Below are 24,824 nucleotides of genomic sequence, written 5' to 3'. Positions count from 1 at the left end.
CAGAAAGTCAGATCAACATCCGGACTACTAGTACATACGATGGGTAAAATTGCAATCGCATTTATTTATCTAATTTTTTAAATACTGATTCGCATGATTTAAATCCGAATACAAACTAATGCCATTAGACGAACTGGAGCAATTTGTAAAAACCAATAATCACCTCCCCGAAATCCCTTCTGCTTCAGAGGTGGAGAAAGATGGTCTGAGTTTGGGGGAAATGCAAAATAAGCTCCTTCAAAAGATCGAGGAACTCACTCTATATACCATAGAACTTAAAAAAGAAGTCGACCAACTCAAAGCACAAAAGCAATAAGATACACCTATGAGAAAAAAACTATTATATATTCTAGCCCTGTGCAGTTCTCTGAGCGTTTACAGCCAGAAAGACATCATCGAATATAAATCAGCCCCTCCCACTTCGATCAATGAAGCCTGTAAAGGCTTTATTCTTCAACCTGACTTTAGTTTTAAAGCCACAAGCACCAGCAGTATGACCTTTCGTGTCAATACCGCCGCCTGCTCAGTCGCCGAAACCAAGACAAACATATCAGCCGATCAGAACTATATAGTAACACTTACCCCATTGGGGCAAACCCAATCGGTAAGCTATAAAGATAAGACCATTACTGTAGACCGTACCATAGAAGGAGATGTCGATGTATTAACCCAAATACAATATTTCGACGGATTAGGCCGTCCCGTACAAACCATTGAACTAGGAGCAACCCCAGGCAAAAAAGACATGCTCCATTTACAGGAATACGATGCCTTTGGCAGGCAAAGCAAAACCTGGCTACCCTTAAACAGTGGTGTCAATACAGGAGAATACCGCAATCCTGCAGCCATCATCAACCGGTCCAATACAGAATACGAAGACAGCCGCGCATTCAGCGAACCCGAATACGAAGCATCACCATTAAACAGGGTATTAAAACAATACGGCCCGGGGGATAAATGGACAAAGAATCCCGTTACCATAGAATACCTAACCAATACCTCCAGCGGAGATTTGGCTTGTGTCAACTATATATCAGGAGATAACCGCAACGCTGTCGAAATCAGTAAATCCGGAAATTATGCCAACGCACAACTTTATGTTACCAAGATGACAGACGAAGACGGTAACATTTCCTATGAATTTAAAGACAAACTAGGTCAGGTAATTCTTACACGTCAGATGAACGGCTCTGCACACGACACATATTATGTTTATGACAGTTTCGGCAACCTGAAAGCGGTCTTTCCTCCTATGGCATCAGACGCCATAAATGCTAAAGAATCCGAATTAATCGCAGGCAGTTCGGTTCGCGTTAACTTAGCCTACCTCTATCAATACGACGCCCGTAACCGTTGCATAGCCAAGAAACTCCCCGGAGCAGACTGGATTCATTACGTTTATGACAAGGCCGACCGCCTGATATTCACACAGGACGGAGAACAACGCCTCAAAGGCGAATGGCTCTTTACCATTCCCGATGTCTTCGGACGCATCGTACTGACAGGAACCTGTAAAACGGTAAACAATGCCACTATTACAACAGGACGCTTCGACAGCAATCTGATCAAGGCCGAATACTCCGCCTCAGGAACATACAACGGTTATAATCTGAAAGTAGATAATACAGCTCTGCCCCTGGGCACATTCACCGTCTTAACCGCCAACTATTATGATAATTACGACTATCTGAGTTTGACAGACATCAAAGACAAAGCACTGGGCTACACCACCCAATCAGGATACGGAACCAAGTACGACAACAGCAAAGGCCTGCTGACAGGAAGCATGACCGCCCTTCTGGACGGATCATCATCTCCCAAATACCTTTATACGGCCGTGTATTACGATTACAAAGGCAATGTTATCCAAAGCAAATCCACCAACCACCAGGATGGACTTGAAAGCGAATACATCGCCTATACCTTTGCCGGAAGCCCTACAAAAAAAATGCATGTACACAGTACAAAGGTAAATAATGTAACTACCCAACAAACGGAATTATATACATATGCTTATGACCATGCAGGACGGCTAACCACCACTAAGCACAAGCTGAATACCGGAGCAGAAATTGTACTCGCCCAAAACACCTATAACGAACTGGGGCAATTACAAGCCACTACCGCCAATAATCAGGCGAACCTGAAAACAAGCTATACCTATAACATCCGTTCATGGACAAACAACATTACCAACCCACATTTTGTAGAGAACCTCACCTATACCTACAATGGGAATATTTCCACTCAGGAATGGAAACAGGCATATAAAACCAGAAAGTATACCTTTGCTTATGATAAACTATCGAGGATTGAAGAAGCAAAATATACAGGGGATGGAAATCTCTCAACCAGTTATACCTATGACAAAATGGGTAATATAACCAGTCTGACCAGATACGGAGTAACAGCAGATGGAGTAAACGACCAGATCATAGACAAGCTGACCCTCAACTATGATGGGACCGGTAACCAATTGAAATACATCACCGATGCAGGTCCGAATGTGAATTTATCTACTTCGGCAGACTTCAAAGATTACAGTAAGGTGACTACGGCTGAATATGCTTTCAATCTAAACGGGGCGATGACTAAGGATTTGAATAAGGGAATACAGGGAATAGCCTATAACAGTCTGAACCTACCCCGTGAACTGGTTATCAGCCATGCCACTGCCCGTGCAAAAAACTATTATACCTACACGGCAACAGGAGTAAAACTGCAAGTAAAACACCTGAATGATCCCACACTAAAGGAACAGCCTGTTTTAGGAAGTACCGGTACGGATGGAAAAATGAAGGGACCGACTACCGATTATCTGGGAAATAAGATTTATGAAGACGGTGTTTTAAAAATGATTTTAACCGATAATGGGTATATAGAATCAGGAATTTACTACTTTTACATCAAAGATCATTTGGGCAATAACCGTATAGTGGCGAATGCTTCGGGAGCCTCCGTGCAAAGTACTCAGTATTATCCGTTCGGCATGGCATTCGCCGATGGTAATAAAGCGGAATTGGATAAGCAGCCTTTTAAATACAATGGAAAAGAGTTGGATCGCAATCATGAGCTGAACTGGTATGATTATAGTGCAAGGTTTGTGGATAATGCAATTGGAAGGACGCCGACTCAAGATCCTCTGAGCGAGAAGTTTTACAACTGGAGTCCATACGTGTATTGCTATAACAATCCGATGAAGTTTATTGATCCGGATGGCAAACAAGGTATTCTTACAACATCGACTCCCATAAGTCTTAGTTGGGAAGCTTTCAGTAGAACTTATGATAAAGCAACTATGCCTTCTTCCATAAAACAAACGATATTTGCTGTTGGAAACCCTATTTCTGCTTGGTCAATAGGAGAATATAAAGAAGGAAGTGGTAATATATCAACAACAGCAGGGAATTTTGGTATCAATTTAACGAGAGCTATGGGTGAAAGAGTACCTGGAGAAGGCAATTATAACAACGCACTTCGTCATGGAATTTGGCAAGCGATTATAACAAAAGAGTATAATACAGACTTTGCTACAAAAGCGGGTAATGTTCATGAATATAATCCACAAGCAAAATTAGGCGTACAGACATTTCGAAATATTGAATCAGCAGATCAAGCTATAGATTTATCAAATAATATAATCGGAAGAGATATTGGTAAGAAAAATCCAACAGCAACAAATGTGGAATTAGCTGGGATGATTCTTAAGACGTTCTTAAAGGATGGGATGTGGACAGCCACGCAACTTGAGAATGGAAATGTAACAATACAAAGAACTAAGCTTACCGAGGATCAGTATACTAGAGCTAAAGAAAGATTGGATGGATTAAATGAAAATGGACTAACAAGGTAATTCAAATGAAAAAAATATTATTTATTTTATTATTAAGCAATTTATTTCTTTGTTGCAAAAAGCCAATTAATAAACAGGTCGTAGATCAAATAAAGCAAGATTTCAACATCCGATCCAATATAGATAGTTGTATAATAGACATTAATGATTTTGTTGATTTTAAATGGGATAAGATGTATGTATTTCCATCTTGGTCAATGCCTGAGGATATATCTTTAATTATCGGTTTTAAATATAATGGTGAACATGTAAAAGACGACACAAGAAGAATCCTTTTTGTAGATAAGACAAGAATTGTCTATGAGGAAAATTACGATGTCACCCCAGGAAAAGATAAGTTTGACTTTATTGATTCATGTTGGCCTTCAGTTTGCGAATTTCACAATTCAAAGTTTATCGTAAAGAAAATGAAACCTATAGATATTCATGATACTTCAGACTATTATCGTTTATATCCGATAGCCCCTTGATTGGTATTATGATATAAATTGATAATAATATATTCCAAGGTTTGCTACTGTAGATCCATTGGCGGAAAAGAAGCCTTGGTTAAGTCCTTATGTGTATTGCTCTAATAACCAGATGGATAGGATTAATCCCGATGGGAGACATGATTACCGCTTAGATAGAGACGGAAATATGCATTTTGTAAAAGAAACAGAAGCAAGTAATCATACAATATATGCAACCAATGCCAAAGGAAATATTAATACAAAGAATTCTATAAATGTAGATAAATATGTCATTGGTGGAAAAGAAACTGTAACTGGAGTACAGGGTCGAAGATCAGATGGAAGTATTGAAACTTCAACAATAGATATATATACATCGGTAGGTGATAGACAATCAACAGCACTGTTTGAGTTTGCCTCCAAGAATACAGATGTAGAGTGGTCGCAAACAAAGACAACTCAAAATGGGCTTGATGTAAATTATATAGCAACAAGTCATAGTGGTAATACTGATGTTGGACAATCTTATGTGATAAATAGAGTTTTCTTGCAGAACGATAAAATGTCAAATCAGAACTCAATAATGGGACTAGTGGGTACAAATATAAGAGAAGCCAACCATAGCCATCCAAATGGTTCCACGATTGTATCTGGCGGAGATGCAAATTTAGCAAAGACTCTCCAATCAAGATTTCCTAATGCGAAGATGCATAATTATACACCAAATGATGGTAAATATACTTTTTTTGACGAATATTCAGAGCCTGGATTATTGCCTGTGATTGAAATCGTAGCACCTCGTAAAAAGAAATAGTCATGAATGAATATAGAATTATCTTGGTTTTAGCTATTATACTAGTAACAGTAAAAATAGTTGCATGTGAATCTAATAGGAATAATACATTGGATTCGAAAGATGTTCAGGATTCCATTAAAACAATATTAAAAGAACTAACAATACCGTCTTTTAATGTTTATGAAAGCATTCCTGATTCTATTTTGAGGGTAGAATTTAAACATCAAGATACGATTGTATTAGAACAAGTTGTACTGGTAAATAATCAATTAGACTCTATATTAAAAAACACAACTAAATTTTCAAGAAAAGATTTTGAGTTATATTTTTATATTACGTTTATGAAACGCGATGATGATTTGTATTTTGAAATACTTGAAGATTATCCCAATCATTACCTTTTTGAGATTAAGAAAAAGGCATACTCCCTTCACCAGAGAGAAAGTCCTAAAATCTATGGGTATTTAAAATATAAGGATTGGGATTTTTATATATTAGTATACCCTACTCTATGCAATCCGGAAGATAAATATTTAGATAATTTTATTTATAAAACGGGGAATAAATTAATAATCAAAAAGAAGGACCAAGATTATCCATTTGTTCAAGAAAACCCGATGTGGCTATATCAATATTTGGAGGGAAATATACAACTGATAAAATCAATCAATGATAAGGGGTTTTTCACAAACCCATAATTCATTATAATAACGGCTACTCAATTTTAGGGTAGTCGTTTTTTTTATAACTATTTTTATTTTTTTAATCCCTAATCATCACATCCATAGTCACGAAAACATAATCCTTATCCTTGTCGGGTAGTTTGGTAATCACTTTTCCTTTCGCATATTTCATACTAGGGGTACTAATTCGAATTTATGGACAAACAACATCACCACCCCCCATTTTGTAGAGAACCTCACCTATGCCTATAACGGGAATATTTCCACTCAGGAATGGAAACAAGCTTCAAAAACCCGAAAGTATACCTTTGCTTATGATAAACTCTCGAGAATAAAAAATGTAACGTATACGAATCCTGACCCCAATTTCTCTAAGGAGAAATTTGCAGAGAATATGACCTATGATAAACAAGGGAATATCGAAACCATCAAGCGTGAGGGGCTTATTGGCGGAGCTGACTACGGAACAATCGACGATCTGACTTTCGGCTATACGGGTAACCAGTTGAAATACATCACCGATGCGGGACCCAATGTTGCCTTAGCCACTTCGGCGGATTTCAAAGATTACAGTAAGGTGACTACAGCGGAATATACCTTCAATCAGAATGGGGCGATGACTAAGGATTTGAATAAGGGAATTGTCTCCAAATCGGGAACTTCTCAACTGGACGGTATCTCTTATAATGTTCTGAACCTGCCTCGCGAGATGGTTATCAATAATACCGAAGTCAAAGCCAAGAACTATTATACCTATACCGCCACGGGAACAAAGTTAAAAGTAGTATACCGCTACGACCCTAATGGGCTGATGATGCCTCTATTGGGAACTACACCCGAACAGGATGGGCTAAAACCCAAAAGCATGACCGACTATGTGGGAAATAAAATCTATGAGGATGGTGTTTTAAAAATGACCCTGACCGACAACGGGTATTATGATAATCTCAAAAATACTTACTACTTTTATATCAAAGACCATTTAGGTAATAATCGGATAGTGGCTGATGCTTCGGGAAAATCCGTGCAGAGTAATCAGTATTATCCTTTTGGGATGGCGTTTGCCGAGGGAACTACTACGGAACAAGGCAAGCAGGAGTTTAAATATAATGGCAAGGAACTCGATAGAACGCATGGCTTAAACTGGTATGATTATTCTGCCAGACAGTTGGATAATGCATACGGGAGGTTTACAACAATGGATCCTCATAGTGAAAATTACTATAATATTAGTCCGTATGTGTATGTGGCTAATAATCCGATGAGATTGGTTGATCCTACGGGCATGGATGTCTGGGAAATAGATGAAATGGGAAATATTAAAAATCGTATAAAGGATAAAAGTCAAGATGCTTTTTATAGAGTTAATAATGAAGGAAAAAGGATAGAGGGGGAAGGAACCTCAATGACATTTGCGTATGGTACGATTAAGAGCCAAAGAGTACAAACAATAAATGTCAAGGATGCAGAAGGTAATATCAATCCCGAAAAAATTACTATATTTGAAGTGAAAGGAGATGAAAATGCATCTAACTTATTTAATTTCCTGATTAATCCTGAAACAAATAAAGTTGAATGGGGTCATGTCCAAGTAGGGGGAGCTAAATCTGATCAAAATCTCATAGGCACCATGCAAAAGGAAAATCATTCAAGTATAGGGTCTTATGCTTTAGGATATGAATATAATATCCGACAAAGTGATCATAACCATCCTGGAGGACCAACATCTACCTCCACTCCTTCTGAATCAGATGTAAATAATGCAAAGGCCATCAGCGATAAATTCCCTAAAGCCAGCTTCAACATTTATACATTGCCTAATACACCTATTCCGTTTAATAAGAATTCCGATTACATAAAACCGGCATATCCAGGAGCAAAATCAGGTAGGAAACAACCAGGAAAAACATGGTAAAACGCATTGAATCATGAGAAAAATAATTATATATATTCTATTTTTAATCTCATATACGAATGCATATGGACAATATAAACCTAAATCGGAGATATTGAATATTAAAGAACTGAAGGTTGTAAATGAGGACTTATTTCATGTTTTGGATAGTATAATTGATGTAAAATCAAAAGTTACATACTTCAAAGATGGCACACTATTTACCATGTGGTTTGGGATAGATAGCATAAAACCCGATCTAGTTGTGATTTGGGCTGAAGGGAAGAAAGTTGTTGGAGCAAACCATGATTTGGGATTATTTGATTATAAAGAGAATACTTTTCTAGTAAGAGGAGAAAATTTGGATACAACTGTTTTCGCAAAGACTGATCGAACTCGAAAATTTGATTTTACATACAGTCCAATCGAAGTTTTGAAAGGTAAAAGAATTGTATTTGATTTGTATGCAGATGATAGATTTTGCACTTGGACATGTAGGTATCGAAATGGTAAATTTATATTATTATCATTTGAGAGCTCTGATAGTAATGTAAAATCATTTGATAATACTGAGTTAGAGTATCAAGAAAAAGAAGACTAACCCCTGCTCAGCATAGCATCTTTGCTACGTTGGGTTGGAGTCCGTACGTATATGTAATGAATAATCCGATGAAGTTAGTTGATCCGGATGGCAGAGATCCAAAAATCCTAAACATTGGGGTCAATTTGGAAAAGATATTTGGAACGCAACAAAAATAATGTTCTCTGTAGGTATGCAAGTAGCAGCAGAGTGGCAATCGGGAACTTCAACTGTTGGTGTTAATCTTAACGCAGGATCAATGGATTTTATAGGATCAGATAATGGAGAATTTGTTCCTGGAAAGTCAACACCTCAAATAAATCAAGAATTTGAAATTGGTGTTGGTGTTTTTGGTGTTGGCTTCAGTAAAAGCGTCAAAGAAACAGGAAATAATACAGCAACAGCGGAAAAAACACGATCTATAGGAACAGTACTTGTTGAGCAAGTACATACTACAACGATAGAAACATCTAAGAATGGAAAAGGGGAATATGTTGAAACAAAATCAACATCAGAAAATACAACTAGAGTGCCTGATTTAGGAGCAAAAGTGGCTGGAGTAATTGGTGTTGAAGTCAAGGTAGATGTAAATAAGGTATGGGAAGCTTTAGGAAATTTAATTAATAAAAAATGATTGGATTAAAATTGCGGATGTACTTTTCTTTAGTCATCGGACTCATATTTATCGTATGCAGTATCGTTTTGTTATTCTTAAAAGAATTTGAGTATTCAATAAAAAATTTCATTGGATCTATCGCTTGCATTTCTTATTATTTATATCTGAAAAATATAAAAGAAAAATGAAAAAAACTACTATATATAAACGACTTACATCAATGATAATTGATGGATTTACAAGCCAAATTGTAGCTATACCTTTTATTGTATTAATGATTTTTACTGATCTCAAAAACAATTTGCATTTTCAAGTATTTACAGTTGCATTTGTATCTACCTTTTTTATATGCAAGGATCTAATTTTGTCTGGAAAGAGTATAGGTAAGCGGATTAGTAATTTGCAAATTTTGGATATTCATAATAATGAACCATCCAACTTAAAGCTCATATGTCGAAATTTATTCTCTTTTTTATGGCCAGTTGAGATACTATTCTGCTGTCTTAATCCTGAGAGAAAACTTGGAGATATAGTATTTGGAACGAAAGTAAGTCCCTCTAATCTTGAAGAAAAGAGAAGTTGTAATGTGAAAATTGCAATGCTATATTTTAGCATTACCTTGCTTGTTATTTTTATAGTTTTTGATCTGATAATGTTTTTGGCATATAGTTCGAGTGGTTTAGTGCGATTATTATTTATGCCGATCTAAAAGGTCTAATCCTGCTTGTTGAGCATATCGTATGAGCAATGTAGCCAATTAAGAAAAAACTTAGCATCTCAAGTTTTCTTCGTCCCCTCGGATATGTCATCCGAGGGTTATTATCTAAGGATTTATAATATACGTAACTCTGATTTCAAAGATTACAGTAAGGTAACCACGACAGAATACACCTTCAATCTGAACGGGGCGATGAATAAGGGGATTGTCTCCAAATCGGGAACTTCGCAACTGGACGGTATCTCTTATAATGTTCTGAACCTACCTCGCGAGATGGTTATCAATAATACCGAAGTCAAAGCCAAGAACTATTATACCTATACCGCCACGAGAACAAAGTTAAAAGTAGTATACCGCTACGACCCTAATGGACTGATGATGCCTCTATTGGGAACTACTCCCGAACAGGATGGGCTAAAACCCAAAAGCATGACCGACTATGTGGGAAACAAGATTTATGAAGACGGTGTTTTAAAAATGACCCTGACCGATAACGGGTATTATGATAATCTCAAAAATACTTACTACTTTTATATCAAAGACCATTTAGGTAATAATCGGATAGTGGCTGATGCTGCGGGAAAATCCGTGCAGAGTAATCAGTATTATCCTTTTGGGATGGTGTTCGCCGAGGGCACTACTACGGAACAAGGCAAGCAGGAATTTAAATATAATGGCAAGGAACTGGATAGAACGCATGGCTTAAACTGGTATGATTATAGTGCAAGACAGTTGGATAATGCCATTGGGAGGTTTACTACAATGGATCCAATGAGTGAAAAGTATTATAGTATTAGTCCGTATGTGTATGTGGCTAATAATCCGATGAGATTGATCGATCCGGATGGTAAGGATTGGTATAAAAATGAAGATGGCACAGCCTATATGTGGAGAAAAGGAAATGATGCTTCATTTACTCATACTATTGGAGAAGGGGATAATGCTATGACCATGAAAATGACAAATATTGGAGAAAGATATGTCAACCATCTATCTGATGGAACGCTAATGGTTTGGGATCAAAATAGTTTAGGAGGTATTAGTGAGCCGCAATCACTCAAACAAGGAAATATATCTTTAGTTCAGTCTTTAGCCAATAGTGATAATTTCGCAATAAATCTTGTTTATAATACTGTTAATGATATCGCCATTGTAGCTCAAAAGCTTACGTTTGGATATTTTGATAAAACAAATGAATTTACTGGTGGAGGAGCCGCTACGAATATTGATGGAACTACAAACCACCAAGAAGCAGGAGCTCTTTTAAATACAATAGCAATGTTCTCAGGATATATAACAAACAAAGGAGCCACAACCTTAGGTGCTAAGATACCTGAAGGTATAGGATATATTAAGCCTAAGCAGGGGTTCTGGGGAGCTTCCGCCATTAATACTGGCATAGGATTCGTCAATGGTAGTATATCAAGGGGAGGTATTATAAAATCATTTAAAGGATTGGGTAAAGCATTCAATAACAAAGAAGATAGTAAAAAGGAATCTAATTGAAAAAATATGGAATTTATTTTTGAATTAATTTTAATAGAATTTATTCGAAATCTACTTGGGGTTAGAGTTCGTTATATATTTTATAAGTTGATTGGTAAACATAAGACAATCGAATATTTATCTGGAAAATTTAAAGAACTGGATAATGATGAAAAAGGACACCAATTAACATTAAATCTTATTGTCGGATTTATTGCGTTTTTTGGATTGTTTTTTTGTGTTTTTTATATCTTACACTTATTTGGCTTGACTTATTTATGGATGTGAACAACCGTATAGTAGCTAATGCGGGCGATAAAGTGATTCAGAAGCATCATTATTATTTCGGAACAATTTTTTCGAGGGGACTATTCAGTCACAGGGCGAGCAGAATTTTAAATATAAAGGAAAGGAACTGGATAGAACGCATGGCTTAAACTGGTATGATTATAGTGCAAGACAGTTGGATAATTCCATTGGGAGGTTTACAACCATGGATCCACTGGCGGAAAAGTATTACTCAATAAGTCCTTATGTGTATGTTGCGAATAATCCAATGAGATATATTGATCCAACAGGGATGTGGATTGATGATTATTTTAGTGAAAATGGAGATTATTTGGGAACAGACAATTCGGAATCCCAAAAGGTTAGAATAATGAATCAAACAGCTTGGGATACAAATAAATCAAATGATGGTACGATAGTTTCTCAAAAAGGGCAAGTTAATTCCACTTTATTGTCTAAATCTGGAGTTAGTGATAAAGTTTTTTTTAATGTATATCAACACTATAATCCTACAGACCTTAAACTATCAATTACCAATAGCAGTACTGGTTTAATGCAATTTACGGTTGAATCACATAACAATGAGATCCTTGGCAAAAAGATTGAAGTTGACAGACGGAATATCTTCGCGGAAGGCACTATGGATAATGTTGCTGAGATAAAAAGTTCTTTCATTCACGAAGAGAAACATTATAACGATCTTAAGGAATTTGGAGTTGGAAAATATATGGAAATGTCACAGAAAACTAATATATCGGGAAGGCAAGTTGTTGATAATAGAGCGATTAGTACTCAAATAAGTCATTCAACTTGGGAGCAAACATCTCCAAGTTATCAAAGTGGTATTAGAGATTATGCAAATAGACTGCATATCATAGTCCCAGGTTTAAATGCTAATGTAATACAACCTAGGGTCGATATTACTAAAATAAAAATAAAATCAATTATATTCTTTGTCATCTTTTTTATTGGATGCGTGCCTTTTATTGATGCTCAAGTCCAAATGAATGTCACTCAACTTGTAATATCTCAGGTGAAAAGAGGAGATTCTTTTCAGAAAACAGTAAAAATAGGTAATGAAACGAAAATTGTTCACATTAGTAGAGAAAATGCAGAAGATACCCCACATTTAGATGCTATTGTGGAGATTAGAAATATATCAGATTCATTAATAATACTTTTTCCATATAGTTCCAAATTAGAAATAATATTTCGATTAGATGGTGGATATATGATTGAAACTGGGACTAAATTAGAAATGATAACTCGAGATATTAATAATTTTTCAAACTTACTTTTGAAAATATTACCAACGTTAAAATATCAGTATACCGATAATAGTGGAGTTAGAATAATACAAAATGAAATATATGATGTGAAATTAAAATAATTCATTTCGGAAAGTACTAATGAAGGAGCTCAACTTCACAAGTACAATGGGAAAGAACTGGATCGGGATCATGAACTCAACTGGTATGATTATAGTGCAAGACAGTTGGATAATGCCATTGGGAGGTTTACAACCATGGATCCCCATAGTGAAAATTATTATAGCTGGTCGTCATATGTATATGTGGGGAATAATCCGATGAAGTACATTGATCCCGATGGAAAAGACTGGAGGGAAGCTCTTAATAAATTTAGGCAATCAGTCTCGGCATCTGTTAGTATTGGAATCCAAGCTGGGGTTGAATTAACTTTAAATAAAACTGGGGTTTCAGCTAATGTGAATATTATAAGCAAAGATTTAGGAGGTATATCAGAAGGTGAGAATGCATTCAATCTAGCTGATCCTACAACCACACAAAGCGTATCATTAGAGGTTGGTAAATGGGCTTTAATTTAAGTAAGGAAATTAAAGATAATAATATTGGACTGACAGAGAAAACAACCGAGATGTCTGCAAGTTTAGTATTTATTGAAACAAAAGCTGAAACAAAAGAAACTTTCAAAAAAAACAATGATGGCTCATTTACAAAAGTGGGGCAATCAGAAACAAAATCAGACATAGGAGTTGCGGAATCATCCCAAAAAATTGAATCAACACTTGGTGCTTCATTGATTCTTGGAGCTGAAGTTTCTATAAACTGGAATAAAGTAGCTGAAGGCGTGAATGAGCTAATAAAGAGTATCAAAGAATAATATTGTTTCGAATAAATTATTATGAATCGTTTTTTTACAAATAGATTTGAACTATTGTTAGTGTCTATCGGATTATTTATTATCGGTATTGGAGTATTTATTTCATCACTATTTATTAAACCGTTTGAGTTTATGAATACGAGTGAATCTCTGATATATATAACCTATAGTATATGTATCTTGTCTTTAAGAAAAAATATCTTTTGAAAGAAAAAACATCATTCATAAAGTTTAATAATCGAATTTATTACATACTTATGTTTACTTTAATATTGCTTACGCTTATTTTATCTTTTATATATTTATTAAATTTTTCAATATTTAAAAATTTAATAGGCCAACTTATTTTAATTATATTGGGTTGGCTCGAAATAATACATTTAAACCATAAAAAGAAATGAGAAAAAAACGTTTGTTAGCTTTTGTTATTGATTACTTTATTATTTTATCCATATCAGCGATAATCGCATTTTTAGTTCAATCTTCTGGTATTATGTTTACTATTTGCTGTTCTTTATTGATTTCTGCAATTCTGAATAAAGACAGAGTATAGATAGAATCTGTCTTGGCACGAAGGTTGTCCAAGAGCCTGTTCAAATTTGTCGCATCGGAACCTCTGCCTTTTACCTTACCCAGTTTGGTATCCCATATTTCAGGATCGACATCCAGTTTGGTGCTAAACTGAACCATTTGTCCATTAATGGTAATCCGTCCAAGAATGGGAACTTGCCCGATACTGTTCGGACGGTCTTTTCTCAGGAAGAAAAGCATTCTAAAAGTTGCCTTCATACTGTTTACATTTTTGTTTGTAAAAATAATTGATACTTTTATAAACATCGTGGGCAAAACAGGGGCAATATACTGCAAAACAGGGGCTTAACACATTATTCGTTAGCAAAAAAAGCAAGATATTTTGGATCAACCTGAAAATTTGTGGAAGATTTATTTTTGTTCTATGCAAACAGGTTATGAATTATTGTTACCCGAAGGGTTTTTGAATTACTTTGAAGTAGTTGAGGTTGATACGTTAGAAAAAGTCATTATCCTTCATTTAGATGAAAAAGTTTTGTCATCAGAAGAGAATAAAGACAATCAGTTTATCTCCAAAGGATTTTATCCCCCTACCGATATTCATGATTTCCCTCTTCGAGGCAAGAGTTTAATTCTTCGGGTACGTCGTCGCTGGCAGAATAAACTATCAGGCAATCCCTATATGCGTGACTGGTCTGTAATCGCAGGCGGTACTCATTTAACAGCAGAATTTGCTGCTTTTTTAAAAGCATTATCTTGACAGAGAACCTGTAAGCTGTTCTACTTTAGGCAAGTTCTTTAATATCAATGCAAAGAAACTGGAAGAGTGGTATCGTTGTCATTTATCAGGCTTTCATCAGTGGACTGAGCGTGAACATGCTGATAAATGGCTCGTGTTTCCCCAAAACATTGGCTCGCATTTAAGTATAGACGAAACAGCCCTGACTTATGACGAACTATATACCATTGTTACCAACAAAGCAGCAAAAGGCAGGAAAGGAGCATTAGTTGCTATTGTCAAGGGTACAAAAGCAGAAGATGTTATCGGGGTTCTCAAACAGATAAAAGAAAGACTTCGTAATAAAGTACAGGAAGTAACTTTAGATATGGCTGCCAATATGGAATTGATTGTTCGTAAAAGCTTTCCAAAAGCTGCCATTGTCACAGACCGCTTTCATGTTCAAAAACTGGCTGGTGAAGCTCTTCAGGATATGCGTATAGCCTTTCGATGGCAGGCTCTTGATTTAGAGAACAAAGAACGGGAACAGGCTAAACAAAGCAAGTTAGCATATACTCCAACTATCTTCGACAATGGCGATACCAGAGCTCAGCTACTTATAAGAAGCCGCTATCTTTTATTTAAAACAGAGAACAAATGGACACCTAATCAACGATTCAGAGCAGAGGTATTGTTTAAGCACTATCCGCAATTGGAAGATGCCTATAAACTGACAATGGGATTAAGGCATATTTACCACACCACTAAAGATAGAAGCCTAGCCTTTACACGTCTGGCTCATTGGTTTAAAAAAGTGGAAGATGCCGGATTTGAGCAGTTCAAAACCGTAGAAAGAACCATCGCGAATCATTACAGAACAATACTTAACTTTTTCACAAACCGATCTACTAATGCTTCGGCGGAATCCTTCAACGCCAAGATTAAAGCGTTCAGGGCAACCCTGAGAGGGGTAAAGAATATTCCATACTTTTTATTTAGATTAACTAATATTTATGCTTAGTCCACAAATTTTACGGTTGATCCCGAAAAACTGCAATATCAGAAAAATCAATATCAAACCACGAAAATCAACGAATTTGTAAATACAATCCTAAGTGATAATGGGAGATACAGAGAGAAAATAAAAAAACTGACTGCCATTTCTGACAGTCAGTCGCATCTCGTGATCCCGCTGGGATTCTTTATATTTTTCAGAAACGTTATTCTGTCTACAAATCAGCGCTTTACTTGGAAGTAATTCCCACTATTTTCCCCACGAAATATTTTCAACGTTTTGCTGTCGATTATACTTTTGATGAGATTCTATACTTACAAAGTTAGGATTCTAAACTAAAAAAGCAAAATAATAACAGAAATTCTGCTTACATATCATTTATTGTCAAACCCCAAAAACTGAATGTAGGATCTTTATATTGGGCTTATAAATTCTGAGACTATTCTTTCAGGCTTGGAATGCTGATATTGTCTTTTTTGTGTTTCACTTCGGCAAAGCCGTACGAGTCCTTTTTCTCTGTTATAGAATTTCATAAGCAATTCTTTTTAATTATCGCAACGGAGATTACCGTAATTTCCGTTGCGATAAACAAAGGTGTTGTTTTAAATAATACTTACCATCGTAAAGCTCAGGCTATTTTCTCTTTTATAGTGCTCCTTAGTGATTGTTTGTATTATTCTTTCATTAGCTTCATTGGTGTATAACTGCCTGAAAAGTTTTATTTTTGTCTAAAATAAAGTATATATGAAAAACGATAAAAGTTTATCGGAGACTGATTCCATGAAGGTTGACCACCTTTATAAAGATATAAAAGCATTAATTGATACGGCTAAACAAAATATTGTTCGGACTATCAATAACAATATGGTGTCCACGTATTGGAATATCGGTATGATAATCGTTCAGGGTGAACAACGCGGATCAAGTCGCGCAATATATGGAGAACAAGTATTGAAGACTCTTTCAGATAAGCTGACGGCAGAATATGGTAGTGGCTATAGCCTTACCAATTTGAAATATTTTCGTCAATTTTATTTAGCTTTTCAAATAAGTCACACGGTCTGTGACCAATTGGAAGAAGAAAGAGAAAATGAAATAAGTCACATGCCATGTGACCAATTGAGACCCGAGCTATCTTGGTCACATTACCGACTGTTAATGAGGATAAAAGATAAATCTGAACGACAATTCTATATTGAAGAAACGATCAGCCAGATGTGGTCTGTCGAAACTTTAGAGCGTCAAATCAATTCGTTTTATTACAAACGATTTTTAACTTCGGGAGGAAAGATAAACGAAGAAAATTTTCTTCAAAAGCATTCACCTCAAAACTTTTTGAAAGACCCATTCGTTATGGAGTTTTTGAATATATTACCACATACGGCTTTTACCGAACGCCAACTTGAACAAGCGTTAATTGATAACCTCCAAAATTTTATCTTGGAATTGGGTAAAGGATTTGCATTTGTGGCTCGACAACAAAGGATTGTGACCGAAACTTCGAGCTTTTACATTGATCTTACTTTTTATAATTATCTACTAAAGTGCTTTGTCATTATTGATTTGAAAATTGGAAAACTTTCCCATCAGGACATCGGGCAAATGGATATGTATGTCCGTATGTTTGACGATTTGAAACGTCAAGAAGGGGATAACCCTACAATTGGATTGATTCTTTGCACAGAAAAAGAAGAAACGGTTGTAAAATATTCGGTATTGGCTGAAAGTAAACAGCTTTTTGCGTCTAAATACTTGCTTTACCTACCGACTGAAGAAGAATTGATTAAAGAAATAGAACGGGAGAAAGTATTCTTTGAATTGAGAAAAGAGGATGAATAAGTGGCGATCTGGCAACTGTTTTGATTCCATTTGATTCCAGTGAATTGTTTAGATTTGGACTTTTGAATAACTCATGACAGATATAATATTCTTGAGAACAAAGTCAATACTTTCCGACCCATATTTTATCTATTCAGTCAAAGATATTTATCTTCGTAATAATCAATTGCCAAGAATACATGAAAGACCCTCTTCCCAATATTGAATTATACAAATCTCTTTTTCGAGGCAGGGAAGATGTATATGCTGTACGGTGGGAGAAGGAAGGGAGAAGCGGATACATGCCTGCTTACAAAGTTGATTGGACAGATTATAACAAACACAAGGCTTCGGGCGGAACATTTGCAAGCTATACTAAGAAAGAGTTTCTCCCTTTTAATGATGATGCATTAGCAGAACATCTGAAAGGCAATGCTACACTTGGTATATATCCGTTATTGACTGATAATACTTCATTCTTTATAGCTGCCGATTTCGATGAAGATAACTGGCAAGATGCCATATTGAGATTGCATAAAGTTTGCCTACAGTACGAACTGCCAACAGTCATTGAACGATCCCGATCAGGTAATGGCGGACATCTATGGTTATTTTTCGAAGAAAATATTCCTGCTTTTCAAAGTCGAAAGATCATGTTCAACTTGTTACGTGAAGCTGATATTATTTCAAAATTTGAAAAAGAACCTAGCTTCGACAGACTTTTCCCCAATCAAGACACACATTCAGGCAAATCTATTGGGAATCTGATTGCTCTACCATTACAGGGTAATTGCGTCACAAAAGGTAATTCATGCTTTCTCGATACGGAAACACTGTTACCCCATACTAATCAATGGGAGTTCATAAAATCAATACAAAAAGTATCGAAACAAAAAATAGAAAGTATATTTATTCAGTTATCAGGTGTGATAAAAGAATCTATACACTCTTCTTATTCAGGGAGTAGTTCTTTCGAATTAGAAATATTAATAAGAGGGCAGGTATATCTGAAGCGAGTCCAATTAAATCAAAAATTAATTGTTTTTCTTCGGGATAACCTCAACTTCCTAAATTCAGATTTTTTTGTAAAGAAACGGCTAGGGAAAAACCCATATGATATCGAGAAGTATTTCAAGGTTATAGAAGAAACATCTGATGGCATTATTATTCCCAGAGGTTTCGTCTCCACCCTCATACAATTTTGTAAGTCTGAAAATATTCCAGTCAAGATTATAGATGAACGTTCTAAACAAGAAGAGATTAGAATTACTTCCAAAATCGAGTTAAGACCTCAACAAGAAGACGTTTTAGAAAAAACAGACATCAAAGATTTTGGTGTTATTGTTGCTCCGCCCAACTCTGGTAAAACAGTCATTGGACTAGAGCTAATCGCTCGTAAACAACAGCCGACTTTAATATTGGTACACCGTAAACAGCTTTTTGACCAATGGATTGACCGAATACAGAATTTTCTTGGGATACCCAAAGATAAAATCGGACAAATAGGTAATCAGAAAGATAAGATTGGGAAAGAAATTACTGTCGCAATGATTCAATCGTTAACAAGAGAAGAATCTTTAGAGCACTTATCTGAAAAGTTCGGGATGATACTAGTGGACGAGTGTCATCATATTCCTGCAAAGTCGTTTCGGGAAGTCATTTGCAAGTTCAACAGTTATTATCTGTATGGATTAACAGCTACACCTAAACGAAAGAATAATGACGAAAAGTTGATTTATGTATATATCGGCAACATACTCTACGAGATGAGCCAATTAGAGCAACTTTCGGAGCAAAACACGAAAGTCGAAATTAATGTTCGAGAGACAAACTTATTCGCTCCATTCGATTACAAAATGGATAAATATGAAATGATTTCGCAGATATTGGTTTATGATACTCAACGGAATTCTCTTATACTAGATGATGTTCAACAAAATATACATCGTTTCAAATCTATACTAATCCTTACTGAACGGACAGTTCATGTAAATATCCTCAATTTGTACTTAAAGGATAAATACGAAACAATCGCCATTTCAGGAGAAGATTCGGAGCGGAGCAGGAAAAGTAAATTGGAACAGATACAGCAAGGTCACTTTAAGATTATTATTTCCACAGGTCAATTCTTTGGCGAAGGGATTGATATTAATTCTCTTGAATGTTTATTTATTGTTTACCCATTCGCATTTGAAAGTAAACTTATTCAATATATTGGAAGAATACAGCGTTCGGAAAAGCCTCCTGTTATTTTCGATTACAGAGACTCGAAAATAGACTATTTCGACAAAATGTTTAAGCAAAGAAACCGATACTATAATAAACTGAGAAAATAAGTACCCATGTCGAAATTACAACTCAAAAAATTACTCAACTCGATGGATAAGTCCGATATAATCTCGCTTATGCTCGAAATGTATGATACCAAGAAAGAAATCAAAGAATATCTAGACTACTATACAAGTCCAAACGAAAAGGAGCAATTTTTGAAATATAAGAAAATCATTCAAAAAGAATACTCCCTAAATATGTCTGAGCCGAACACGAGATTGTCTGTTGCTAAAAAAGCCATTTCCGATTTCTCTAAATTAAAACCATCTCCGATCCTTGAAGCTGAGTTGATGATATATTTAGTGGAATGTGGATGCAAATACACCTATAATTATGGCGATATGTGGGAAGGATTCTATGATGGTATGGTTAATAATTTTATTCGGGCATTGAAATTTATGCAAAAGCATAGCTTGTTAACAGAATTCAGAATCAATGCCGAGAATTGTGTAAAATGGGCTTCTCCTTGTGGATATGGGTTTGCTGGCGAAATAAAGGATATATTTCATGAATACTACGGGAGACAATACTAATAATATTTGTACTTTCCGGATTGGATTATTTCTTCTTGTTCTATTCTATATTCTTGAAATCCGTACTAAATAATTTATTTTTTGGAGATAGTACTAGAATTGCTTCTTGTTCTATTCTTTCAGGAGTTACTTTATCTGAATTACCAAATTTATCCGATAGAGTTCCCTCTTCATTAATTGTAGTAATGTATTGAATCTCCTTACCACTATTGACTAACTTCTGAATATATTCATAAACAGCAATAAAATGAGCCTTGTCAACGCCATCAAAAATTCCATCATGAACTAAAAAATGAGGAAAGTTGTTTGTAAATCTGTAACTATTTAATAGAACAAATATATCATAAACTAAGGTTCTTCCAATGTTCTTACCTTTACCATACATATCAGGCATTGATATAGATATATCTACAAGCTTATCTTTTCGTTTATTATAATCAATCGAAAAACCAGATTCATTCTTTAAATTAATATATATTTCATTATAAACATCTGTAAATAATTCATACAAGTTCTCTATTTCTTTATTAAGGCTCTTAACGTACTCAAAAGTATCGTTTTCTATTGTTTTCAGTTCAGCTTCAACTTGATTCTTTTCCGTTTGCAAATCGTTTAATATTTTCGTATTAGACTCAAGTTCACTTAATTGGGATTTTTTATCAGTAACTATACTAAAGGCATCAGTAAGATCTTTAATCGCTTCTTGAGCAGATAAGAACCTGAAAAGTTTTGCCCTCTTTTTTTCTATTTCAAAAATCTCTTTTTCCCTTTCTTTAATGTTTTCCTTTAACTCTGCGATTTCTTTCTCTAAAAAACGTTTTCTATTCTGCGATAGTTTTTTTCGAAAATCAATAGCTTCTTTTAGAACTTGTTTTACAGTAGAAGCAAACTCTTGGGATAATTCTGTATAGATATTATTAATTTTAGTAACACTAATGCTTTCTGGTATTGTATAACTTTCTTCATAAGCATCTACCTTCTTTTTATCTGCGAAGTTCTGAAACCATTTATCTTTGATGGTTTGAGTTAGCTTATTAGCTTCATTTTCGACATCTTCATACTCATCCTTTAGTTTAAAGGAATCAATCGCATTCTCTAACTTCTTTATTTCGTACTTGAGTTTATTTATATTTTTATTAGTCTCTGCTAGGCTTGGTAGATCATATTTCTCTTCAAGTAACTTTTCGATTTGCTTGATTGCTGGTTTCAACTTGTTAAGGTGCGACCTAACATCAAAGTTTTTATAAGACAATGTATTATTCAGTCCCAAAAGATAGAGTTGGTATATATTTGTTTCAACTTCATTCACATCTTTCATATATTTAATAGGATCATTAAATTGATCTTTTTTAAATTTTTGAATTTTCAGATAAAAATTTATAAGGCTTCTATACCATTTAGGGAAGAACTTTCCCGAATAATCATCTTGATTGAATATTAATTGTCCTAGATGCTTCTTTAATACATCAATATCGTATACTTCTATATTTCCAACTGTTCCAAATTTGACTCTTTTGATATCATCAACACACCTCTTTATTATATATCGAATATCATCTATTCTAAACTCTAGTACAATGTCATAACCAGATAAGATATCTTTAGCTGCAAATAATCTAGGGTTGTGCGACTTTTGGTATGAAGCTAATAAACAGAAGTCTAAAAGATCTAAAAAAGTTGATTTGCCAATGCTATTAATTGATTCTTTGGGGTTGTTACTGTCCTTTTTACCATAGACAAAATTAATTCCATTAACGAATTCAACTTCGTCAAAAAGTCCATGTGGTTCAGAATATAATTTAAGTAAAAACATTATGCTCTTTTTATTATGGATTAAAAGAATCTTTCTTCCTTTGTTGCTATTGACCAATCTATATTATCATGAGCAAAGCACGAAAGCTATTATCTTCAAGTCTTATTATTCTATTTATTATGTGGGCAAATATGGCTATGTCCGCATCTGAACGAAAGGTCTCTTTTAATAAAGATTGGAAGTTTCATCGGGGCAGTGTCGCTAATGCCGAACAGCCTTTATATAATGACAACAAATGGCGGGTAATTGACCTCCCTCATGATTGGAGTGTAGAACCTGTTCCCATACAAAAAGATGGTATTACCACCGGTCCTTTTTCCCAACTTAATGAAAGTGGAGCAGGCGGTGCCGATACGGGACAAACGCTCGGTGGAGAAGGATGGTACCGAAAAGAATTTACGATTGAAAGACAAGATTCCGATAAATTAATCACGCTTTATTTTGAAGGAGTATACAATCAGTCGGAAATATGGGTAAACGGAAAGAAGGTATATTTTAATCCTTACGGATACACATCCTATAAAATAGATATAACCGAATACTGCAATGCTCCCGGCGTTGCAAATACTATAGCTGTGAAGGTAGTTAATGCCGGACAAAACAGCCGATGGTATTCAGGGTCGGGTATCTATCGCCATGTTTGGCTGATAAAGACAAATAAACTCCATCTGGATGAGTGGGATACATTCATCAATGCATCGGAATTAAAAGGTAAGGATGCGATTGTCAAATTTTCAACAACCATACATAATCAAATACAAGAAAGCGGTTCAGGAGAATTAAATATCAGAATTATTTCACCTGCGGGAAAAGAAATTTTTTCTACATCACAGAACGTTGCATTGTCTAACGGAATACCGATATCGAATTCATTTCCGCTGAAAAATCCGGAGGTATGGTCGGTTAACAATCCTGTATTATATACGGCAGAAATATCTGTTTCTGAAAACGGAAAGGAATATGATAAAATATCCATTCCTTTCGGAGTACGCACAATCGCTTTTTCAGCAGAAAAAGGATTTCTATTAAATGGAAAATCGCTTAAATTAAAAGGAGGATGCGTACATCATGATAACGGCTTGTTGGGAGCCGCCGCAATAAACAGAGCCGAAGAAAAAAAGGTGGAATTGTTGAAAGCGAATGGATATAATGCCGTAAGATGTGCTCATAATCAGGTTTCGGAATACTTTCTGGATGCATGTGACAGATTGGGTATGCTGGTTATTCATGAAACTTTCGACCAGTGGCAGCAACCCAAAAGAGACCAGGATTATCATCAATTCTTTGACGAATGGAGCGATAAAGATCTCGAAGGCTCAGTCCGCAGAGATAGGAATCATCCTTCGATTATCATGTGGAGCATTGGAAATGAAATAGAACAGCGTGCAGACTCCATCGGAGAAGAGATAGCCAAAAGACTGGTTGCTACGATTAAGAAATATGATACAAGCCGCTATACAACTGTAGGTGCAAATGATTTCTGGGACAGACGTAATTTTAAATGGAACATAGATTCAGAAAGAGCGTTCAGAAATGTCGATGTATCCGGATATAACTATATGTGGACAGCATATGAAAACGACCACACTGCATATCCAAATCGTATTATTTATGGTAGTGAATCTTTCCCTAAAGAAGCAGCACAGAATTGGAATCTGGTAGAAAAGCATCCATATATTATCGGCGATTTTGTCTGGACGGCGATGGACTATATCGGGGAAGCAGGATTGGGACATGCTTTAGAACTATCAGAAGGTGAACAAAACCCTCAGTTTATGGGTTGGCCGTGGTATAATGCATGGTGTGGCGATATCGATTTTTGTGGCGACAAAAAACCGCAATCCTATTATCGCGATATACTATGGCGTGAACGTGAAATATCAATGGCTGTTCGCCCTCCTGTAGCTCGCGGCAAAAAGGAAATTATAAATGGCTGGGGATGGACTGACGAACTTCTAAGCTGGAATTGGGAAGGTCTGGAAGGACAGACAGTGAGAGTGAATGTATATAGTCGTTCACCTAAAGTAAGGTTATACCTCAATGATAAGTTAATCGGAGAAAAAGAAACAGACATAGAAAACTATACAGCGACATTTGACGTAGTGTATACTCCGGGTATTTTGAAAGCTATAAATGTAAACAAAAATAAAGAAACAGCTAGTACTGTATTAAAAACTACGGGATTGCCCGCTTCAATTCGTTTGATTGCCGATCGCAGCAAGATAAAAGCAGATAAGAATGACCTCGCATATGTTAAAATAGAGATTATTGACAAAGATGGCGAAGTAATTCCTGATGCTAATTTGCCGGTTAGTATAAGATGTCAGGGAAATGGCTCTGTCGTAGCTTCCGGAAATGCGGCTTACGATGATATGAAAAGCTTCCGCTCGTTAGCACCTGATACTTTCAGAGGAAAGGCAATAGCCATTGTTCAACCGCAGGAAGAAAGAGGAAAGATAACATTAACCGTCTCTGCCGAAGGATTGGAAGATTCTCAGATTGAGATAGAAACATATTAAAAGAAAATTCTTAGATTCTTAAATTTTTAATTAATAGTA

The 24,824-nt window shown here is 35.6% G+C and carries 23 protein-coding genes; 21 read left to right on the top strand and 2 right to left on the bottom strand.

Annotation, left to right across the window (positions count from 1 at the left end; translation table 11 throughout):
* Positions 1 to 118: 118 nt before the first annotated feature.
* The 15 genes from CLV62_RS18955 to CLV62_RS18890 all read left to right on the top strand — a co-directional run bounded on the left by CLV62_RS18955 (position 119) and on the right by CLV62_RS18890 (position 13,507).
* Positions 119 to 316, top strand: coding sequence for a hypothetical protein (locus CLV62_RS18955; RefSeq protein ID WP_110312347.1), 198 nt, complete (start codon positions 119 to 121; stop codon positions 314 to 316).
* A 9-nt stretch (positions 317 to 325) separates the two neighbouring features.
* Entirely contained in the window at positions 326 to 3,853 is a 3,528-nt protein-coding gene (locus CLV62_RS18950; protein ID WP_110312346.1) for a DUF6443 domain-containing protein, read from the top strand.
* A 5-nt stretch (positions 3,854 to 3,858) separates the two neighbouring features.
* Positions 3,859 to 4,323, top strand: a complete 465-nt coding sequence (locus CLV62_RS18945; protein ID WP_110312345.1) for a hypothetical protein — start codon at positions 3,859 to 3,861, stop codon at positions 4,321 to 4,323.
* Between the two features lie 112 nt (positions 4,324 to 4,435).
* Positions 4,436 to 5,119, top strand: coding sequence for a JAB-like toxin 1 domain-containing protein (locus CLV62_RS18940; protein WP_110312344.1), 684 nt, complete (start codon positions 4,436 to 4,438; stop codon positions 5,117 to 5,119).
* A 2-nt stretch (positions 5,120 to 5,121) separates the two neighbouring features.
* A complete protein-coding gene (locus CLV62_RS18935; protein WP_110312343.1) occupies positions 5,122 to 5,799 on the top strand; it encodes a hypothetical protein in 678 nt (225 codons plus the stop codon).
* 379 nt (positions 5,800 to 6,178) lie between these two features.
* Positions 6,179 to 7,699, top strand: a complete 1,521-nt coding sequence (locus CLV62_RS18930) for an RHS repeat-associated core domain-containing protein (protein WP_110312342.1) — start codon at positions 6,179 to 6,181, stop codon at positions 7,697 to 7,699.
* Positions 7,700 to 7,712: 13 nt separating this feature from the next.
* Positions 7,713 to 8,279, top strand: a complete 567-nt coding sequence (locus CLV62_RS18925; protein ID WP_110312341.1) for a hypothetical protein — start codon at positions 7,713 to 7,715, stop codon at positions 8,277 to 8,279.
* A 172-nt stretch (positions 8,280 to 8,451) separates the two neighbouring features.
* Positions 8,452 to 8,892 carry a hypothetical protein gene (locus CLV62_RS18920; protein WP_146212796.1) on the top strand — a complete coding sequence of 147 codons (441 nt, stop codon included), beginning with the start codon at positions 8,452 to 8,454 and terminating at the stop codon, positions 8,890 to 8,892.
* A gap of 166 nt (positions 8,893 to 9,058) precedes the next feature.
* Positions 9,059 to 9,583, top strand: a complete 525-nt coding sequence (locus CLV62_RS18915; RefSeq protein ID WP_110312339.1) for an RDD family protein — start codon at positions 9,059 to 9,061, stop codon at positions 9,581 to 9,583.
* Positions 9,584 to 9,601: 18 nt separating this feature from the next.
* Positions 9,602 to 11,098: an RHS repeat domain-containing protein gene (locus tag CLV62_RS18910; protein WP_146212795.1), complete on the top strand. Its 1,497-nt coding sequence runs from the start codon at positions 9,602 to 9,604 to the stop codon at positions 11,096 to 11,098.
* Positions 11,099 to 11,104: 6 nt separating this feature from the next.
* Entirely contained in the window at positions 11,105 to 11,365 is a 261-nt protein-coding gene (locus CLV62_RS18905) for a hypothetical protein (RefSeq protein ID WP_110312337.1), read from the top strand.
* Positions 11,356 to 11,514, top strand: a complete 159-nt coding sequence (locus tag CLV62_RS22095) for a hypothetical protein (RefSeq protein ID WP_245904133.1) — start codon at positions 11,356 to 11,358, stop codon at positions 11,512 to 11,514. Before CLV62_RS18905 ends, CLV62_RS22095 begins: the two co-directional genes overlap by 10 nt.
* Positions 11,448 to 12,755 (top strand): RHS repeat domain-containing protein, encoded by a 1,308-nt coding sequence (locus tag CLV62_RS18900; RefSeq protein WP_317048094.1) that lies wholly within the window; start codon positions 11,448 to 11,450, stop codon positions 12,753 to 12,755. Before CLV62_RS22095 ends, CLV62_RS18900 begins: the two co-directional genes overlap by 67 nt.
* 3 nt (positions 12,756 to 12,758) lie before the next feature.
* Positions 12,759 to 13,211, top strand: a complete 453-nt coding sequence (locus CLV62_RS18895; RefSeq protein ID WP_110312336.1) for an RHS repeat-associated core domain-containing protein — start codon at positions 12,759 to 12,761, stop codon at positions 13,209 to 13,211.
* On the top strand, positions 13,196 to 13,507 hold the full coding sequence (locus CLV62_RS18890; protein ID WP_110312335.1) for a hypothetical protein: 312 nt from the start codon (positions 13,196 to 13,198) through the stop codon (positions 13,505 to 13,507). Before CLV62_RS18895 ends, CLV62_RS18890 begins: the two co-directional genes overlap by 16 nt.
* Positions 13,508 to 13,984: 477 nt before the next feature.
* Here the strand turns inward: CLV62_RS18890 and CLV62_RS18880 are convergent, their stop codons facing one another.
* Positions 13,985 to 14,296, bottom strand: coding sequence for an Arm DNA-binding domain-containing protein (locus CLV62_RS18880; protein ID WP_170120102.1), 312 nt, complete (start codon positions 14,294 to 14,296; stop codon positions 13,985 to 13,987).
* Between the two features lie 124 nt (positions 14,297 to 14,420).
* Here CLV62_RS18880 and CLV62_RS18875 point away from each other — a divergent pair, with 124 nt between their 5' ends.
* From CLV62_RS18875 to CLV62_RS18855, 5 genes are all read left to right on the top strand, one after another.
* Complete coding sequence (locus CLV62_RS18875) at positions 14,421 to 14,798, top strand: ISAon1 family transposase N-terminal region protein (protein ID WP_146212794.1); 378 nt, start codon at positions 14,421 to 14,423, stop codon at positions 14,796 to 14,798.
* A 43-nt stretch (positions 14,799 to 14,841) separates the two neighbouring features.
* Positions 14,842 to 15,777: an ISAon1 family transposase gene (locus CLV62_RS18870; RefSeq protein WP_110312331.1), complete on the top strand. Its 936-nt coding sequence runs from the start codon at positions 14,842 to 14,844 to the stop codon at positions 15,775 to 15,777.
* A gap of 738 nt (positions 15,778 to 16,515) precedes the next feature.
* Positions 16,516 to 17,610, top strand: coding sequence for a PDDEXK nuclease domain-containing protein (locus tag CLV62_RS18865; protein ID WP_245904132.1), 1,095 nt, complete (start codon positions 16,516 to 16,518; stop codon positions 17,608 to 17,610).
* A gap of 179 nt (positions 17,611 to 17,789) precedes the next feature.
* A complete protein-coding gene (locus CLV62_RS18860) occupies positions 17,790 to 19,925 on the top strand; it encodes a DEAD/DEAH box helicase (protein WP_110312330.1) in 2,136 nt (711 codons plus the stop codon).
* Between the two features lie 6 nt (positions 19,926 to 19,931).
* A complete protein-coding gene (locus CLV62_RS18855) occupies positions 19,932 to 20,453 on the top strand; it encodes a DUF6155 family protein (protein WP_110312329.1) in 522 nt (173 codons plus the stop codon).
* A gap of 40 nt (positions 20,454 to 20,493) precedes the next feature.
* Here the strand turns inward: CLV62_RS18855 and CLV62_RS18850 are convergent, their stop codons facing one another.
* A complete protein-coding gene (locus tag CLV62_RS18850; protein ID WP_110312328.1) occupies positions 20,494 to 22,266 on the bottom strand; it encodes a DUF2326 domain-containing protein in 1,773 nt (590 codons plus the stop codon).
* A gap of 68 nt (positions 22,267 to 22,334) precedes the next feature.
* Between CLV62_RS18850 and CLV62_RS18845 the strand changes: the two genes are divergently transcribed.
* Positions 22,335 to 24,785 carry a glycoside hydrolase family 2 TIM barrel-domain containing protein gene (locus tag CLV62_RS18845; protein ID WP_110312327.1) on the top strand — a complete coding sequence of 817 codons (2,451 nt, stop codon included), beginning with the start codon at positions 22,335 to 22,337 and terminating at the stop codon, positions 24,783 to 24,785.
* The last annotated feature ends 39 nt before the right edge of the window (positions 24,786 to 24,824 follow it).

Origin of the sequence: Indolivaga alginatilytica (genome assembly GCF_003201355.1) — a bacterium.
Lineage (GTDB): Bacteria > Bacteroidota > Bacteroidia > Bacteroidales > Dysgonomonadaceae > Dysgonomonas_A > Dysgonomonas_A alginatilytica.
The sequence above is the reverse complement of the archived record's forward strand: the minus strand, read 5'-3'. Positions and strand labels throughout refer to the sequence as shown.